Annotated in this window: 15 protein-coding genes; 4 read left to right on the forward strand and 11 right to left on the reverse strand. The window is 62.6% G+C overall.

Features of this window, described 5'->3' with window-relative positions:
• Positions 1-3 precede the first annotated feature (3 nt).
• From PQQ53_RS05325 to oxlT, 5 genes are all read right to left on the reverse strand, one after another.
• Complete coding sequence (locus PQQ53_RS05325; RefSeq protein WP_408139082.1) at positions 4-546, reverse strand: hypothetical protein; 543 nt, start codon at positions 544-546, stop codon at positions 4-6.
• A gap of 111 nt (positions 547-657) precedes the next feature.
• On the reverse strand, positions 658-1,089 hold the full coding sequence (locus tag PQQ53_RS05330; RefSeq protein ID WP_408139080.1) for a PAS domain S-box protein: 432 nt from the start codon (positions 1,087-1,089) through the stop codon (positions 658-660).
• Positions 1,090-1,190: 101 nt separating this feature from the next.
• Positions 1,191-2,441 (reverse strand): formyl-CoA transferase, encoded by a 1,251-nt coding sequence (gene frc, locus PQQ53_RS05335; protein WP_168664366.1) that lies wholly within the window; start codon positions 2,439-2,441, stop codon positions 1,191-1,193.
• A gap of 25 nt (positions 2,442-2,466) precedes the next feature.
• A complete protein-coding gene (oxc, locus tag PQQ53_RS05340; RefSeq protein WP_408139078.1) occupies positions 2,467-4,209 on the reverse strand; it encodes an oxalyl-CoA decarboxylase in 1,743 nt (580 codons plus the stop codon).
• A gap of 64 nt (positions 4,210-4,273) precedes the next feature.
• Positions 4,274-5,605, reverse strand: coding sequence for an oxalate/formate MFS antiporter (gene oxlT / locus PQQ53_RS05345; RefSeq protein ID WP_408139076.1), 1,332 nt, complete (start codon positions 5,603-5,605; stop codon positions 4,274-4,276).
• 649 nt (positions 5,606-6,254) lie between these two features.
• Between oxlT and PQQ53_RS05350 the strand changes: the two genes are divergently transcribed.
• Positions 6,255-6,644 (forward strand): hypothetical protein, encoded by a 390-nt coding sequence (locus PQQ53_RS05350; protein WP_408323376.1) that lies wholly within the window; start codon positions 6,255-6,257, stop codon positions 6,642-6,644.
• Between the two features lie 67 nt (positions 6,645-6,711).
• Here the strand turns inward: PQQ53_RS05350 and PQQ53_RS05355 are convergent, their stop codons facing one another.
• Together PQQ53_RS05355 and PQQ53_RS05360 are read right to left on the reverse strand one after the other, a co-directional pair.
• Complete coding sequence (locus tag PQQ53_RS05355; protein WP_408151976.1) at positions 6,712-7,359, reverse strand: response regulator; 648 nt, start codon at positions 7,357-7,359, stop codon at positions 6,712-6,714.
• Positions 7,356-8,771 carry a cache domain-containing protein gene (locus PQQ53_RS05360; protein ID WP_408323377.1) on the reverse strand — a complete coding sequence of 472 codons (1,416 nt, stop codon included), beginning with the start codon at positions 8,769-8,771 and terminating at the stop codon, positions 7,356-7,358. Before PQQ53_RS05360 ends, PQQ53_RS05355 begins: the two co-directional genes overlap by 4 nt.
• Positions 8,772-9,074: 303 nt before the next feature.
• Here PQQ53_RS05360 and PQQ53_RS05365 point away from each other — a divergent pair, with 303 nt between their 5' ends.
• A complete protein-coding gene (locus tag PQQ53_RS05365) occupies positions 9,075-9,272 on the forward strand; it encodes a DUF3311 domain-containing protein (RefSeq protein WP_042329644.1) in 198 nt (65 codons plus the stop codon).
• Entirely contained in the window at positions 9,269-10,750 is a 1,482-nt protein-coding gene (mctP, locus tag PQQ53_RS05370; RefSeq protein ID WP_408139068.1) for a monocarboxylate uptake permease MctP, read from the forward strand. Before PQQ53_RS05365 ends, mctP begins: the two co-directional genes overlap by 4 nt.
• A 93-nt stretch (positions 10,751-10,843) precedes the next feature.
• Here the strand turns inward: mctP and PQQ53_RS05375 are convergent, their stop codons facing one another.
• The 4 genes from PQQ53_RS05375 to PQQ53_RS05390 all read right to left on the reverse strand — a co-directional run bounded on the left by PQQ53_RS05375 (position 10,844) and on the right by PQQ53_RS05390 (position 16,522).
• A complete protein-coding gene (locus tag PQQ53_RS05375) occupies positions 10,844-11,527 on the reverse strand; it encodes a Fe2+-dependent dioxygenase (RefSeq protein ID WP_408323378.1) in 684 nt (227 codons plus the stop codon).
• The gene (locus PQQ53_RS05380) at positions 11,524-12,363 is read right to left on the reverse strand and encodes a tetratricopeptide repeat protein (RefSeq protein ID WP_408323379.1); all 840 of its coding nucleotides are present in this window, start codon (positions 12,361-12,363) and stop codon (positions 11,524-11,526) included. Before PQQ53_RS05380 ends, PQQ53_RS05375 begins: the two co-directional genes overlap by 4 nt.
• An 11-nt stretch (positions 12,364-12,374) precedes the next feature.
• Positions 12,375-14,624, reverse strand: coding sequence for a TonB-dependent receptor (locus PQQ53_RS05385; protein WP_408139062.1), 2,250 nt, complete (start codon positions 14,622-14,624; stop codon positions 12,375-12,377).
• Between the two features lie 665 nt (positions 14,625-15,289).
• Positions 15,290-16,522, reverse strand: a complete 1,233-nt coding sequence (locus tag PQQ53_RS05390; protein WP_408139059.1) for an NAD(P)/FAD-dependent oxidoreductase — start codon at positions 16,520-16,522, stop codon at positions 15,290-15,292.
• Positions 16,523-16,804: 282 nt separating this feature from the next.
• Between PQQ53_RS05390 and PQQ53_RS05395 the strand changes: the two genes are divergently transcribed.
• Positions 16,805-17,551, forward strand: coding sequence for a DUF3348 domain-containing protein (locus PQQ53_RS05395; protein WP_408323380.1), 747 nt, complete (start codon positions 16,805-16,807; stop codon positions 17,549-17,551).
• Positions 17,552-17,560 lie beyond the last annotated feature (9 nt).

A 17,560-nucleotide genomic window follows, 5' to 3' on the forward strand; every position in this document is an offset into this window, starting at 1 on the left:
GCGCTAGTTGCCCGGATCGCGTACCGGCTTGTCCGGATTCGCCTGTGTTCGATAGGGCAGTTGCGCGGCATGCGGGTCGGTGATCGTGTTGTCGATCACGCGTTCGACGTCCGCTGTCTTCGCAAGCTCGGCGAGGAATGTGCGCTTGTCGAAGCCCGGCGCGACGCAGCCTTCCACGTAGATGAAGCGGCGTTGCAGCGTGAGCCACAAGGTGGATTGTTCGCGCCAGTGCGTCGCATAGTTGATGTTGGCGAGGCGCCGTTGCACAGCCTCGGCGATTTCGGCGTCGTACAGATAGGCGTTCGACAAACGGCAGCGGCCCTCGATCCAGCAGCTATTGCCACGTTCGATCCGGTAATGGCTGTCGTCGAGCCATTCCTTTTCCGTTTCGAATGGGCCGAGTGGTGTCGGGCACTCGCTGATTGCCCTGGAGATCTGAAAGAACGGGTCGTGGCCGCGATTGACGCGCGGTTGTTCCGCATGAGCTTGAGTCGCGGCCATGCAGAACAGCAGACTGGCGAGGCGCAGTTCGATCAGGCGTGTCATCTTTAACCCGCTCCAGGAGTTGGCCGTTCAACTGTAAGGAGTTGAACGGCAACCCTATTTTTACACCTGATGCGGGGAAGTGCCTGACGGATAACGTGCGACGACGGCCACTCACGCGCCTGCGGAAGCTTCCAGTTCCGCCAGACGTTTGCGTAGCAGTCGGTCCTCCTGGAAGCGGGTGGTTTCGTCCCGGATCACGGCGACGATGCCGGTGAACTCGTTTTGCGGCGAATGCAGCAGCGCGACGGTAAAGGCGATCGACATTGAGCGCCCGTTCTTATCCACCGCGGGGACACGCAGCACATCATTGCCGTAGCGGGTCTGGCCCGTTGCCATGGTCTTGTGATAGCCGTCCCAATGGCGGCCGCGCAGGCGTTCCGGAATGATCAGGTCCAGTGATTGTCCGAGCGCCTCGCTCTGCGTAAAGCCGAACATGCGTTCAGCCGCTGGGTTCCAGAAAGTGATGCTGCCGCCGGCATCGGAGATGATAATGGCGTCGCCGATTGCGTTGGCGAGTTGCTGGTAGTCGATGGCGGTTTGCACGGCGTTCCTCCGAAGTAACAACGCGGATCTGAAGCGGATGCAGCGCCCTCACGAGCGCCGCATTGGCACGCCAGAGCCCGAAGCGGGCCCGCGTGACGCCGTTAAACTGCCTTGATTTCGCGTAGATTGAAGATGTCCTGCCGGCTGTAGCCAAGGCCCAACAGCACCTCTTCGGTATGCTCTCCGAGCAGCGGAGACGCGGTGACTTCCGGCTTCATATCCGAGAACTTGATCGGGCTGCCGACGGTCAGGTACGAGCCGCGTTTCTTGTGCGGCACTTCGACAATCGTGCCGCTTGCGCGCAATGACGGGTCGTTGGCCAGTTCTTTCATCGTCAGTACCGGTGCGCAGGGAATGTCGAACTTACGCAGGATGTCGACCGCTTCGAACTTGGTCTTGTCGGCGAGCCATGCTTCGATCGTCTTGAAGATGTCGAAGATGTGCGGCTGACGCGCTTCCGCAGTCTTGTAAGACGGGTCATCGATCCACTCGGGTTTGCCGAGTGCCTTGCAGATCGGTTCCCACGCGTGGCCCTGGATCGTGAAGTAGATATAGGCGTTCGGGTCCGTCTCCCAGCCCTTGCACTTGAGCACCCATCCCGGCTGACCGCCGCCACCCGCATTGCCGCCGCGCGGCACCACGTCGCTGAATTCGCCGTGCGGATACTGCGGATATTCCTCGAGATAGCCGACCCGCTCCAGTCGTTGCTGGTCACGCAGTTTCACCCGGCACAGGTTCAGCACGCTGTCCTGCATCGACACGGCGACCTTCTGGCCTTTACCGGTTTTGTCGCGGCCGAGCAGCGCGGTCAGAATCCCGATCGCCAGATGCATACCGGTGTTGCTGTCGCCGAGCGCCGCGGCGCTGATGGTCGGGGGACCGTCCCAGAAGCCGGTGGTGGAGGCCGCGCCGCCCGCGCACTGCGCGACGTTTTCATAGACCTTCAGGTCGTCGTAGTGATGGCCGTCGCTGAAGCCCTTCACCGAAGCGACGATCATCTTCGGATTGAGTTCGTTCAGGCGTTCCCATGAAAAGCCCATCCGGTCCAACGCGCCCGGGCCGAAGTTCTCGACCAGAACATCGGACTCGCGAATCAGCTTTTCGAGCACTTCCTTGCCTTCGGGCTTTTTCGTGTCCAGCGTGAGCGACTTCTTGTTGCTGTTGAGCATGGTGAAGTACAGCGCGTCGGCATCGGGGATGTCGCGCAGCTGGTTACGCGTCACGTCGCCCGAACCGGGTCTTTCGACCTTGATCACATCGGCGCCGAACCAGGCGAGCAACTGCGTGCACGCCGGACCTGCCTGAACGTGGGTGAAGTCGATGATCTTGATGCCTTCCAGAGGTTTGGTCATGTCGATATCTCCGTAGTTACCCTGATTACTTTTTCATTGCCGCGCTTTGCGGATTCAGATTGGTCAGGCGGCCGCTCTCGGTGCCCGCCGCCTCGTCGATGACGGCATTGATCAGGCTCGGCTTGCCCGATGCGATTGCCTCGAGCAGCGCCTTGGTGAGTTCTTCCGGTGTGCTCGCGTGATAACCGACGCCGCCGAACGCCTCGATCATCTTGTCGTAACGCGCACCCTTCACGAAGACCGTCGGTGCGACGTCCTTGCCGCCGGTCGGGTTCACGTCGGTGCCGCGATACACGCCGTTGTTGTTGAACACGATCGTGCAGACGGGCAACTCGTAACGACAGATCGTTTCGAGTTCCATGCCGCTGAAACCGAACGCGCTGTCGCCTTCGATCGCGACAACCGGTTTGCCGGTCGTGACCGCCGCGCCGATGGAGAAGCCCATGCCGATACCCATGATTCCCCACGTGCCTGAATCGAAGCGTTTGCGCGGCTCGTACATGTCGATAATGCTGCGCGCGTAGTCGAGCGTATTCGCGCCTTCGTTGACGACGTTGATGTCCGGACGTGTCTTCAGCACATCGCGAATCGCGCGCAATGCGCTGTGGAAGTTCATCGGCGACGGGTTCTTGTCAAGCGTCTCGGCCATCTTGGCGAGATTCTTGTTCTTGCGCTCGGCAATCGCGCCGAGCCACTCGGCGCCCGGTTTGCGGAAGCTCGCATCGATGCCGGCGCGCAGTGCCGCCACGCATGAACCGATATCGCCGATGACCGGCGCGGCAATCGCGACGTTGCTGTCGATTTCGGTCGGCGAGATATCGACCTGGATGAATCGCTTCGGCTGTGCGCCCCACGTTTTGCCTTTGCCGTGCGAGAGCAGCCAGTTCAGACGCGCGCCGATCAGCACGACCACGTCGGCTTCCTGCAGCACGAACGAGCGCGCCGCCGATGCCGATTGTTCATGCGTGTCGGGCAACAGGCCTTTGGCCATCGACATTGGCAGATAGGGAATGCCGCTTTGCTCGACGAAGCCGCGAATCTCCGCGTCGGCCTGCGCGTATGCCGCGCCTTTGCCGAGCAGGATCAGCGGACGTTTGGCGCTCTTGAGCACCTCGATCGCACGCTTGACGGAGTCCGGCGCCGGCAACTGGCGCGGCGCAGCGTCGACGACTTTCACGAGCGACTGCTGCGCCTTCACGGCATCGAGCGTTTGCGAGAGCAGCTTGGCGGGCAAGTCCAGATATACGCCACCGGGGCGCCCCGAGACGGCAGCGCGAATCGCGCGCGCCACGCCGATACCGATGTCCTCCGCATGCAGCACGCGAAACGCGGCCTTGGCATATGGCTTGGCCGCATTCAACTGATCCATTTCCTCGTAATCGCCTTGCTGCAGATCGACGATTTCGCGTTCGCTCGAACCGCTGATCAGAATCATCGGGAAGCAGTTCGTGGTCGCATTGGCGAGCGCCGTCAGGCCGTTCAGAAAGCCCGGTGCCGACACGGTCAGGCAGATGCCCGGCTTCTGCGTGATGTAGCCGGAAATGGCGGCCGCGTTGCCCGCGTGCTGCTCATGACGAAAGCCGATGAAACGCATTCCTTCCGCTTGTGCCAGTCGCGCCAGGTCGGTAATGGGGATGCCCACCAGTCCGAAGATGGTATCGATGTCGTTCAGTTTCAGCGCATCGATGACGAGATGGAATCCGTCGGTCGTTTCGGTCGCCTGTTGTTTTAACGTGTCCTCTGTTGTGGACTGGTCGGCTTCTGCCATGACATCTCTCCTTATTGGCGGGGCGTTGTGTGGTGGGTCGTGAGCGGGGCGCTCACGTGGTCGTTTATTCGGATGAGCCGCTGGACCATGGCTGCAGCCGCGGCTCGGCCACGGCTACGCCGGCTCGCGCGCCCGAGTTTTCGATCCAGCGCTTTCTCATGGGGGCAAGGACGAACTTCGCGGAGACGGCGGCGGCGATCGATATCACTGCTGCTGAGATGAACACCGTGTTCCATCCGCCGTTCGCCGACAGCAGCGAGGCGATCGGCACCAGCATCGCGGCTGTACCCTTGGCGGTGTAGAGCGTGCCCGCATTCGCCGCGGCGTGTTTGCTGCCGAACGTGTCCGCGCAAGTCGCGGGGAAGATCGAGAAGATCTCGCCCCAGCAGAGGAACACGGCGGCTGCGAAGAACATGAACGCGTACGGGTTGTGGCCGAACTGCATCAGCCCCAGCAGCGCGACGCCTTCACCGAGGAAGATCATGAACATCGTGTTTTCGCGGCCGATGCGGTCCGACAGAAAACCGCAGAGGGGACGGGTGAGGCCATTGCACAGGTTGTCGATCGACAGCGTCATCGTGAGGAGCGGCAGCGTGATGCCGATCAAACTCACAGGCAGCCTCGCAAAACCGAATTCCTTCGCGATGGGCCCGAGCTGCGCGGTCGCAATGATGCCGCCGGCTGCCACGAATACGAACATGAAATACAACACCCAGAAGAGCGGCGAGCGGATCATCTGGCCGGACGTGTAGTCGATCTTGCTGGCAACGATACGTTTAGCCGGGATCGCATTGGCGGGCGGCTTCGGCCGGACCAACATGGTGGCGAGCAGCAGGATGAAGACACCCTGGAAAATGCCGAAGAACATGAACGCGTGCTCGTAGCCCGAACGCTGGATCATGTTGGCAATCGGTATCACCGTGACGGCCGCGCCGGCGCCGAAACCCGCTGCGGTCAACCCGGCTGCAAGACCGCGTTTGTCCGGAAACCATTTGAGCGCCATGCCGACGCAGGTGCCATACACGCAGCCTGCGCCAATGCCGGCGATGACGGCTGCGACGTACAGCTCGGCGAGAGTGGTCGCATGCGCGTTGATAATCCAGCCGAGCGCTGCGCACAGTGCGCCGCCGCTCACCACGGGGCGCGGCCCGAACTTGTCGACGAGCCAGCCCTCCACGGGCACGAGCCAGGTTTCGGTGACGATGAAGATCGTGAAGGCGGTCTGGATCGCCGCCTGGCCCCAATGGTGCTTGTTGTCCATCGGTACGACGAACAGCGTCCACGCATACTGCAGATTCGCAACGAGCCCCATGCACATGATGCCGATGGCGAGTTGCACCCACCGGTGTTGCCAGAATGGTGCGCGGCCGCCTTCCGATACGTTGGAATATCCCATGTCTCCGTCTCCTGTTCTGCCGCGCTCGAGTGGCGCGTTGAACTTACGTGATCGAATCGCTGCGTCGCCGTTTGCCTGCGGGCGATGAAGCGCCAATGGTCGGCCAGAAAGAACTGTACTAACGACAACCCTGACTCGCTGAGTGCACAACAGTTGAGAGAAAGCTATTGCACGGTGCAACGTGTGTGATGGGATGCTGCGCGAGATTGGCGATAAACGAAAGTTAAAACATTTTATGGTTTGTATTAGTCATCCGTAATATAAGGGTCTACCCTTTTGACTTGGAGTGGCTGCGGAAAGTGACTTTTCGCCGAGGGCGGATTTTCCCGAGGGTGACTGACTGCTGAGTTTTTCGCGCGCAGGCGGACGAACGCGGTTTCGTTCGGCACGTGGTCGCCGCGGGAATTGAACGGCTCGAAAAGCACGTGTGACGGGGTTTTCGCGGCGCTGGAACTCGTCAGATTTCCTGCGATACTACGCATGCGGGAGGCAAAGAGTTGCAGGGAATGGGTCTGTGCCCACAGTCGTGGTCGCAACGGCGATCGAATGTATAAACAAAAGGCTATCGTTTTTCGAAAAAACTTTAACTATTGTTTATTCATGGGCTCTTCTATTCTGGATCAATGTCATTTGCCGGAAGGAGACGACCATGAACCCAGTTCAATTGCATGCTCGCGACAGCGAGCCCGATGCGGAAGTCCAGGCGCAACTGTGCGCCTATAACACCGCTTTCGACGAACTCGGCCTGCGCTTCCGTTGGGATGAGCGCACGCTGACGTCGCTTGCCATGATCGACTGCGAACAGGAGCAGATTGCCGCGTACATCGAAGCGCAGCATCCGCACTTGCTGAGAGCCTATAGTGCCGAATTTCTGAGCCGCGCCATTCTCGAGAAGAAACACGCCCGCTATCCAGCGCGCTTGCAGATACACGTCGATAGTGCGACGCCTGCGAGCCACGTGATGCGTCAATCACAGACGAGCCGCTGGTCCGAGCGCCTGTCGTACGAAGTGGAGTTGCCGGCGCTGGTTGGCGTGTAGAGGGCGGTGCGCGGCATGAGGGCGCGGGCTGCGGGACGGCCTACGCGCCGCTCAGCGCTTTAGCGCCTCACCGCTGTGTGCGCCGATTCTCCACCGCGAACTTGATCAGCTCCGCCTGACCTTCGATATCGAGCTTGCGCTTCAGGTTCAGCCGATGCGTCTCCACCGTCCGCACGGACAGATCGTTGCGCTGGGCGATCTGCTTGCTCGATAGGCCCTCGGCCAACGCATCGAGAATGTCCCGCTCGCGCGGTGTGAGACGTTCGACCGGCGATTGCGTCGCCGACGCCTGGATCAGCCGCGCGCCGAGCCCCGCGCTGAAAAACGTCTTGCCGTCGAGCACCGCGCCGATCGCCTGAATGATTTCGGTGGCGGGCGAATCCTTGAGCACGTAGCCGCTCGCGCCCGCGCGAACCGCCTGGGTCACGTATTCGAGGTTGTCGTGCATCGACAGCATCAGCACGCGAATCGCCGGAAAGCGCTCATGAAAGAGCCCGGCCAGCGCGATGCCGTTCATCCCGTTCATTCCAACGTCCATCAGCACCAGATGCGGCATGTCGCTCGCGGCGAGCGCCAGCGCTTCCTGCGCGTTGCCCGCTTCGCCGACCACTTCGAAATGGCGCACCGCTTCGAGACGCGCGCGCAAACCGTCGCGCACGAGCGGATGATCGTCGACGAGAAGCAGGCGTGCGATGGCGGCGGTGGTGTTGTTCATGACTGGATTTCCTGCAAGGGCGGCAGCGCCGCCTCGGATGTGCCGAGCGGCACGCGCGCGGTGACGACCGTATGGCCGGTTTGAGATAAGAGCGAGAGCTTGCCGCCGAGCGCTTCGAGCCGCTCACGCATATTGCGCAGACCGATGCCCGAGCGCCGGCCGACGAAAGCGTGCGTCACGTCGAAGCCGCGGCCGTTGTCCGCGATCGTCAGCGTGACGGCGTCGTGCGAGATGTCGAGCGCGAGCGCCGCGCTCGACGCCTGCGCATGGCGCACGATATTGGTCAGCGCTTCCTGGGCGATGCGAAACAGCACGGTATTGACGGTGTCGGGCAGCGTCGCCGCATGCGTGTGCGTGATCTGCGTGAAGCTGATCTCGATGCCGGACTCCTCGCTGAGTTCGCGCGTCAGTTGCTCCAGCGCGGCCGCGACGCCGAGATCGTCGAGCATCGACGGACGCAGCGCGTGAGAAATGCGCCGCACTTCGCGCAAGGTATCGCCGAGCCGCGTGAGACTGGTGGTGAGCGCGGCTTCGGCGGCGGGCACGCGTGCGTCGGCGCGCTCGAAGCGCGCAAGCGCGGATTCGAGCAGCAGTTTCACGGACACCATCATCTGGCTGATGCCGTCGTGCAACTCGCGCGACAAGCGCGCGCGTTCGTTTTCCTGCGACTCGACCACCTGCTGCGCGAGCCGCTTCAGTTTCGCGTCGGCGCTGCGGTATTCGGTGACGTTGAGAACGAGCGCGCACAGCGCGATCACGGCGAGTCCGGCCACGGCAATCGCGTCGATCCACTTCATCGTGCGATCGATGTTGGCGGCCGCGCCCGCGTCGATATGCGCGAGCGTCGTGTCGACGTCGTCGAGATAGATGCCGGTGCCGATCATCCAGCCCCAGCGTTCGAGCGGCACCACGTAGCCGAGTTTCGACGCGATCTTGCCGGTCGACGGGCGATGCCACAGGTAACGCACGTAGCCGCCGCCGCGCGAGGCCGCGGCGAGCAACTGCTGGATCGTCGGCGTGCCATGACTGTCACGCAGCGCCCATAGATCGCGCCCGACCAGATCGGGCTCGCGCGGATGCATCAGCGAACGGCCGTGCATGTCGTAGACGAAGAAGTAGCCGTCCTTGCCGAAATCCATTTTCTCCAGCACGTCGAGCGCGCGCATGCGCAGCAGCGCGTCGTCGCGCGCATTGTCCTGGCCGGCGTCGTAAAGCGGCGCGATCGCGGTGGTGGCAAGCTCGACGTAATGTTTGAGCTCGATTTCCTTGCTCGCCATGTACGCGGCCTGGGTGGTCGCGTGCTGCGTTTCGGCGAGCGACGTGGCTTCCCGGCGCACGCCGGTTTCGATGCTGGCGATGGCCGCGAGAAAGGGCACGATCGCCAGCAGGACAATCTTCGCTTTGAGTTTCATCGTTGAAAAAACAGCCGACAGGCTACGTAGTATTACGTAACCGGCTTACGTAGTTGCGCGCTTGTGAGGACGCTCACGAAGGCGAATACTACATCCCCGCGGAAACCTGCGCGTGGCGGCCCCCTTTGGCCTGTTGCGCGCGGCGATTCGCGTTGCCGCGTATGCCGGGTTGCCCCGGCATGTCCGCAAACAGGCGGGAGACGCCTGCATCCGGTTTTCTGCCCAATATCAGATCATCGGTTTTCCGTGCGCCGGGCCACGAGCCATGGCGTGCGGTGTCGATAGTAGACCTAGGAGAAGTTCGTGGAGACCTCCCCATCCGCCGGCCGTTCATGGCTCTGGCTCATTCTGCTGATCCCTTATATCGCGCTGCTGTGGCTGCCGTTTTATAACGACACGCATCCGCCGCTGTTCGGCTTTCCGTTCTTCTACTGGTATCAGTTTCTGTGGGTGCCGTTGACCTCGCTGCTGATTTACATCGTGTATCGAGGTGTCAAATGAATGATCTGAATCCCGTGAACCCGGTCGCGATGAGCGTGTTCATCGCGTTCTTCGTGCTCGTCACCGTGATCGGCTTTTTTGCCGCGCGCTGGAAGCGGGGCGACCTGACGCAGTTGCATGAATGGGGGCTTGGCGGCCGCCAGTTCGGCACGATCATTTCGTGGTTCCTCGTGGGCGGCGACTTCTATACCGCCTATACCGTGATCGCGGTGCCCGCACTGGTGTATTCGGTGGGCGCGTACGGCTTCTTTGCGTTGCCGTACACGATCATCGTCTATCCGTTCGTGTTCGCGGTGATGCCGAAGCTGTGGAAGGTCGCGCACGCGAAGAACCACATCACGGCGGCGGACTACGTGCAGGGTGAGTACGGCGGCAAGTGGTTCCCGGCGGCGGTCGCGCTGACCGGCATCGTCGCGACGATGCCGTATATCGCGCTGCAGCTGGTCGGTATGCAGGTGGTGATCAAAGGGCTCGGCGTGAGCGGCGAAATGCCGTTGATCGTCGCCTTCGTGATTCTGGCCCTCTACACGTATGCGAGCGGCCTGCGTGCGCCGGCGATGATCGCGTTCGTCAAGGACATCATGATCTATATCGTCGTGATCGCGGCGGTGTGGCTGATTCCGGCGAAGCTGGGCGGTTACGCACACGTGTTCGACGCGGCCGATGCGCATTTCAAGGCCAAGGGCGGCGCAACCGGCATCATTCTGCATCCGGGCCAGTTCACTGCGTTTGCTTCGCTCGCATTGGGCTCGGCGCTGGCGGCCTTCATGTATCCGCATACGATGACGGCGGTGCTGTCGTCCGCGTCGGCGAAGACGGTCAAGAAGAATGCGATCTTCCTGCCGGCGTATACGTTGCTGCTCGGTTTGATCGCGTTGCTCGGCTATATGGCGATTGCCGCCGACGTGAACGTCAAGTCGGCGTCCGACGTGGTGCCGGCGTTGTTCGGCACGCTGTTCCCGCAGTGGTTCGTCGGCTTCGCGGCTGCGGCGATTGCGATCAGTGCGTTGGTGCCCGCCGCAATCATGTCGATCGGCGCGGCCAATCTGTTCACCCGCAATCTGTGGCGTCCGCTGGTGTCGCCGAATATCTCGCCCGAGGGCGAGGCTTCGACCGCGAAGATCGTGTCGCTGGTCGTGAAGTTCGGCGCGCTGCTGTTCATCGTGTTCCTGCCGACGCAGTATGCGATCGACCTGCAGTTGCTCGGCGGCGTGTGGATTCTGCAGATTTTCCCGGCGATCGTGTTCTCGTTGTATACGCGTCGACTGAACACGCCGGGTCTGTTCTGCGGCTGGCTGGTCGGGATCGTGATCGGCACCGGGCTCGCGATGTCGCAGGGGCTCAAGCCGGTGTACGCGCTGCATCTCGGCGCGACGGCTTATCCGTTGTATATCGGCCTGATTGCACTGGTGGTCAATATCGTCGTGACGTTTGCCGTGTCGGTGGTGTCCCCGCGCAGAGCGGTGGCCGCGGCCTGATCGTTGTGTTCGTCTGAATAGAACGCCGCGAAGCTTCTGCTTCGCGGCGTTTTTTCTTGTGCCCGCTGTTTGGCGGTTCTCTGCCGGTTCGCCTCAGGCGTCGGCCCAGCGGCGTAGCAGATTGTGATAAATGCCGGTGAGGCTGACCACCGTGGGGTCGTTCGAACCCTTCTCGGCGGCAAGACGCTGTACGTCGTTGTCGAGTTGAAACAGCGTGGTGCGCTCGCCGTCGTCGCGCACCATGCTCTGAATCCAGAAGAACGATGCGACTCGCACGCCACGCGTGACCGGGCTCACGTGATGCAGACTCGAAGCGGGGTAGAGCACCATATCGCCGGCGGGCAGTTTCGCGCGATGCACGCCGTAGGTGTCTTCGATGCAGAGTTCGCCGCCGTCATAAGTGTCCGGCTCGGCCAGAAAAAGCGTGGCCGACAGATCGCTGCGAATGCGGAAGTCCGTGCCGCGCAGCAGGCGGATCGCGTTATCCACGTGAGTGTTGAAACCGTCGCCGCCTGCGTAGCGGTTAAAGAGCGGCGGGAACACTTTCAGCGGCAGCGCCGCGGAAAAGAACCGCGGGTTGACGCCGAGCGCGTCCTGAATCGCATCGCCGACCGCGCGCGCGGCGGGTGAGCCTTCGGGCAGTTGCTGGTTGCGCTTGGCCTGCGCCGATTGCATGCCGGAAGTCGCATTGCCGTCGATCCATTGCGCCGCGTCGAGCACTTCGCGGCATTGCGCGACCTGCTGTTTGCTGAGTACGCCTTGCAGGTGGAACATCATGCGTTTGATTCCTGTGCGGGGCGCAGCATGGCGTTATATGGCGCGTCGCTGTTCGCTTGGGTGTTGCCGGTGATGTGCGCGGCGGCATTCGCTGTGAGGGCGTTCGCCTCGATGTCTTCACCCAGCGCGCGAAACTCGCTCACCGTCGAAGCCGCCAGCCATCGCTGCATCTTCGCGACAAACGCCGGCGTCGCCGTGTGCGGCACACGTTGCAGCCATTGCAGCGCGTGGTCGATCTCGCCGCGTTCGGCCAGCAGCCTCGCATAGTTGAACTGACCGCGGAAGTCGCCGCCCTGTGCCGCGCGCCGGTAGTAGTCGAGCGCGATAGTCGCGTCCGCGTCGACTTCCCAGCCGTCTTCGTAAAAGCTGCCGACGAAGTTCAGCGATTTCGCGTGCCCCAGTTCGGCGGCGCGCCGGAACCACTGCAACGCCTCCACGCGATCGCACTCGACGCCGTTGCCAAGCGCCAATGCCGACGCGTAGTTGTACATGCCCCAATCGAGTCCGGCCCGCGCCGCGAGCCGATACCAGTAGAGCGCGACCGGCGCGCAAGCGGCCGTGCCCCAGCCATGTTCGTAGCAGCGGCCCAGCATGTTCATCGCCATCGGATGATCGCGCCGCGCCGCGTGCCGGAACCAGGTGAACGCTTCTTCCGTATTGCGCTCGACGCCGTGGCCGTCGAGCAGATATTGCCCATACACCGCCTGCGCTTCGACGATGCCGTTATGTGCGGCCGCCGCCACCCAGGCGGCGGCCTGGGCCGGCGGCCCGGAGAGAATCGTGGCGAGTTCGTCGTGCGACACGCTCGCCAACGCCTTCAGCGTCACCTGTTCCATCGGGTCGATGCTTAGTAGTGCGCGTTGAGCGTCAGGAACGCGGAGCGTCCCGGCGCGATCGACGCATAGTGAGACGCATAAGCCTGGTCGTAGTACGTGCGGTTGAAGATGTTCTGCACGTTCAACTGCAGGTCGACATGCTTGTTGACCCGGTACGTCGCCACGCCGTCGAAGCGCCAGTAAGCGGGCACCGCGCGCAGATTCGCCGTGTCGCCGTACACCTGCGACATGTAGAACGCGCCGCCGCCGATCGTGAACTTCGGCAGCACGTCGTAGGTGGTCCACAGGCTGACGCTGTTCTTCGGCGTGTTCGGGAACTGGTGGCCGTTATCCGACGTGGTCTTGCCGTTGTCGCGCAGCTCGCTCTTCAGATACGTGTAGCCGCCGAATACTTGCCACTTGTTGGTCAACTGGCCGGCCAGACCGAATTCGAAACCTTGCACGCGTTTGTTTCCGACCATCGCGTAGGTGTTGTCCGGCAGCGTGACGCGCGCGTTGGTCGTGTCGATCTGGAAGATCGCGCTGGTCAGCGAGAGCTTGTTGTTCAGCACGTTCCACTTGGTGCCGAGTTCAATGCTGCGGTTCTTTTCCGGCGAGAGGGCTGCCGCGTTCAGGCCAACGCCGCCACGACCCGGTATCAGCGACTGCGTTTCGCTGCCCTGGCCGAGCAGCGAGCCGGCCGGCGTCGACGAAGTGGAGATCGACGTATAGATGCTGCCGTTCGACGCCGGCTTGAAGACGAGGCCGAACTGGTAGTTGAACAGCGTGTCGTCGCGCGAGACGCGGCCGGCGCCGTTGGCGACGGTGTTGCGCAAGTCGGTCGAGTAATCGTCGACGCGCAGGCCGACGTTGGCTTGCCAGCGCCTGGTCAGCTCGATCGTGTCGAATGCGTACAGCGATCTGGTGGTCGTGCGCTGCTCGCTCGGATCGTTGGTCTGCTTGACCGAACCGGCCCACGGGTCGTTCGGATTCGGCGTCCACAAGCTCGTGCAGTTATAGTTCGACGCCGCGCCGATGCCGGCGGTCTTGCAGATCGCGCCGCTTGCCGCAGCCACCGTGTACGAATCGTTCACGCTGGTTTCGCGCGACACTTCGAGGCCGGTGGTGAAGCTGTGCTTCAGGAAGCCCGTCTTGAACTCGCCGAACAGTTCGGTCTGGTTCGCGAGGCTGTAGACGTCGCTGGCGCGCGTGTTCGCGCGGCGCCACACCATGCCGTTGACCACGTTGCCCTGGCTGTCGTCCGGCTGGGTCCAGATGTAGTCCTGGCTCGACTTCGTGTAGCGCGTCGTGTTGCGGATCGTGAGGTTGCTGTTGATGTCGTGCTCGATACGCACCGTGCCGATATCCGAAGTCGTCTTGCGGAAATCACGGTCGATCAGGCCGTAGAAGTTGTGACGGTCGACGGGAGCCGGATAGATCGTGCTGACGCCTGCCGGTTTGTTGGTGGTCGTGTAGTAGTACGGAATGCCGCTGTCGGGCAGGTCGTCCGTTTGCAGGTGATAGTAGCTCGCCGTCACGCGGGTCGGCGTGCCGAGACCATACGTGAACGACGGCGCGATGCCCCAGCGTTCGTTGTTGACCGCGTCGCGGCCGGCCACGTCGTTGTTGTGACTCATCACGTTCAGGCGGAACGCTGCGTGATCGGCCATTTGCCAGTTGCCGTCGGCGGTGAAGCGGCGATAACGATCGGTGCCCAGACCCACGCTGCCGTCCGCCGAGTTGCCCAGGTGCGGGGTCTTGGTGATCAGGTTGATGCTGCCGCCCGCGCCGCCACGGCCGCCAAATGCGCCGTCCGCGCCCTTGATCACTTCGACGCTCTGGATGTTGAACACTTCGCGAGTGGTCGCGCCGACATCGCGCATGCCGTCGACGAAGGTGCTGCCCTGCGCGTCGTAGCCCCGGATGAACGGCCGGTCGCCGAGCGGATTGCCGCCTTCGCCCGCGCCGAAAGTAATGCCCGGCACGGTGCGCAGCGCTTCGGTCAGCGTCGATGCGCCGGTGCTCTGGATCAGCTCCTGCGGAATCACGGTCACGGAGCGCGGCGTATCGAGCAGCGGCGCGGTGAATTTGACCGAAGACGACTGGTCCGTCTTGAAGCCGTCGTCCGTCTGGCCTTGCACGGCGATCGCTGTGAGCTGGCCTTCCCGCTCAGGCGGTGGAGTGCCCGTGGTGCCCTGCGCAAGGGCGGGGCCGGCAGCCAACATGCTGCACAGCGTCGTGCTGATTTTGCCGAGCTTCGGTTCGTCGGACCGCAACTTCATTTTTTTATCCCGTAGTGCTGGAATCCGAACAGGCGTGTCGATCCTTACCCATGAATTCCATGTTTATTACAAATAGGTTTCGAAGCGGATTCTAAGTAATTACTGAGTAATTGAGAAGCGTTCTCAATCAAGAAGACTGAAAATAACGTCTGTTGCGGCCCTGCTGAGACGGCGGATTGAATAGAAATTGCGCGTATTTGGTAGTGGAATGGCGACATTTGGCAGGCGTATGCGTAATGATGGCGCTCGTGTGGCGAGTGCGCGACAGCGCCCAGGAGAGGGTGGGTGACGATGGTTTAGCCCTCTTTTCGATAGGGGGAAAAGAGGAGGCTGGCCACCCAACACGCTTTCCGGCGTGCTCGGTCCTTGGCCAGTTTCTTTCATGCGGATAAGGGGATGCGCGTGGCCGCGATTCGGATTCAGGTACGCGGGCGGACGGTTTTTATCGCGATGTCCGTGGTCGATGCGTTGCTGCAAAGGGGCCGATAACGCCGGAGCCCGCCACTTTGATCGGCTATAGCGGGGTTTCGATGCGGACCGGTCTGCGGCCGGAAGTTCGAGCGAGGCCGCGCCGACGTTTTCATGCAGGCGGCGCAGGTCCTTTGCGCAAGGAACCTGCGCGATCAACCGCATGCGGTGCTCGCGCTACAGGATTTGCGCCGGCCTTAAAACCGCTCCACCCTGAACGGCTGTGGATTCACCACCGGCGGCTCTCCGGTCATCATCTCGGCGATCAATCGGCCCGTTATCGGACCCAGGGTCAGTCCGTGGTGCGCGTGGCCGAAGGCGAACCACAAGCCCGCGTGTCTTTTCGCCGGCCCGATGACCGGCATCATGTCCGGCGTGCAGGGACGGCCTCCCATCCACGGTTCGGCGTCGAGACGCTCGCCCAACGGAAACAACGTGCGCGCAATCGGCTCGACCGCGGCGAGTTGGGTCGGCGTTTTCTCCGCATCGCGCCGGGCGATTTCGGCGCCGGTCGTGAGCCGGATGCCGCGCGCCATCGGCGCGAGCAGATAACCATTCTCGACATCCAGCACCGGATGATTCAGCCGGGCGTTTTCTCGCGGCGCGTAATGCATGTGGTATCCGCGTTTGACCGCGAGCGGCACGCGATAGCCGAGCCGCGAACTCACGCGATCCGACCACGGCCCCAACGCGACGACCGCCGAGTCCGCCGTCACCGTGCCGGCTTCCGTATCGACCTGCCAGCCTTCGCGAAACGTGTCCGCATCGCCGATAAAAAAACGTCCGCCGAGCGCTGCGAAATACTTCGCGTACGCGGTGACGAGCGCATTGGGATCGCTGACGGAATCGGATTCGGGGTAGCGCAGACCGCCTCGCAGATACGTGGCGAGATCGGGCTCCATCTGTTGCAACCGTGCGGGATCGAGCGTTTCGAACGTGACGCCATACTCACGATGCCACTGTTCGGCGAGCCGTGTTTCCGCGTCCTGTGCCGCGTCGCTGCGAAACACCTTGATCCAGCCGATCGGACGCAGCAGCGCGCTCGCACCGGCAGCGGCGGCAAGCGCGCGGTGCTCGCTCACGCAATGTTCGATCAGCGTCGAATACGACTTCGCGATCTCCGCATGTCTTGCCGGATGGGAGTTGCGCCAGTATTGCCACAGAAACGGCGCGGTTCTGAGCATCGCGTCGGCGTGGTAGCGAACGTCCGGCGACTGGTTGCGCGCGTAGCGAAGCAGGGTGCCGAGGTCGCGTGGAAACGCATAGGGATAAACGCCTTCGCGCTGAATTAGCCCGGCGTTGCCGAACGAGGTTTCGTTGCCGGGCAATTTGCGGTCGATCAGCGCAACCTGGCGGCCGCGCTTCTGCAGATGCACGGCAACGCTTACGCCGACAATGCCGGCGCCCAGCACGACGGTATCGAATTTCATGCTGCCCGTTTGCCTCGCTTGAAATTATTGCGTTCGAAGATCGAAGATATCCATGACCCGGTCATCGCCTGAACTCTGGTCTCGGCGGGTTTCATCTTACAACGGGGTGTTGCCGCGGAACCCGGATAAGCCGCTCGAATGGACACGAAAAAACCCTCGAAAGGCGCGATGCAAATGCGCGTCACACGCACCGATCCGCCTCACTTCGATGCTTCGAACATCATCCAACACCGACCCGCGTCCCGTCACCGTGTAAACTGCTGACTTTTTGTCTCCGGTGGTATGTTGCAAGCCCCCCCGCGCGCAGCGCCCAGCGGCCCGGCGCTTATTCGCCTGCTGGCCCGTCTGGCGGATGTCGATGTCCCCGAATCCAGGCAATCGTTGTCGGACAGGCTGAGCCAATGGCTCGGCTGGACCGACGCGATTGCGTTGTCGTCGGCGCTGAACGGCAATCCGCCCGCGGTCGCCGCCGGTGCGCGCGGCTTCGGCGGCGCCGAAGAGGACGAGTGCGTCCGCGTGCGCGGCGCGCTCGCCAAGGCCGTTGCCGGCGACAGCGTGTTCGCCGGAACGCGGCGGCGCGGCCACGGGCAAACGCACATGCAAATGCAGGACGCCCCAGCCGACTACGCGGTGTTTCGTCAGCGCTACCTCGCGATCCAGCAGTCGATGGAAACGGGCATCGCGACGCTGCGCGGGCGTCTGCGCAGCATGCTCGCCGCGAAGACGCCCGCGATGGCGCGCCTCGCGGTGATCGACGCGGTGATGGAGCGCGCGCTGAGCGAGCGCGAGCGGAATCTGCTGGCGTCGGTGCCGGGCCTGCTGGCCGGGCACTTCGAGCGTTTGCGCGCAGCCGAAGAGCAGGCGCTTGCCACCGCGGAGACAGCAGAGGCTTCCGAAGACGCCGCGCCGGTCACGCCCGGCGCCTGGCTGGACGTATTCCGCAAGGATATGCAGAGCGTCCTGCTTGCCGAACTGGAGGTTCGTTTTCAACCGGTGGAGGGGTTGCTCGCGGCCCTTCGCACCCGCTAACTGGGACGC

The sequence above is a fragment of the Paraburkholderia strydomiana genome (assembly GCF_046030495.1).
Classification (GTDB): domain Bacteria; phylum Pseudomonadota; class Gammaproteobacteria; order Burkholderiales; family Burkholderiaceae; genus Paraburkholderia; species Paraburkholderia strydomiana_A.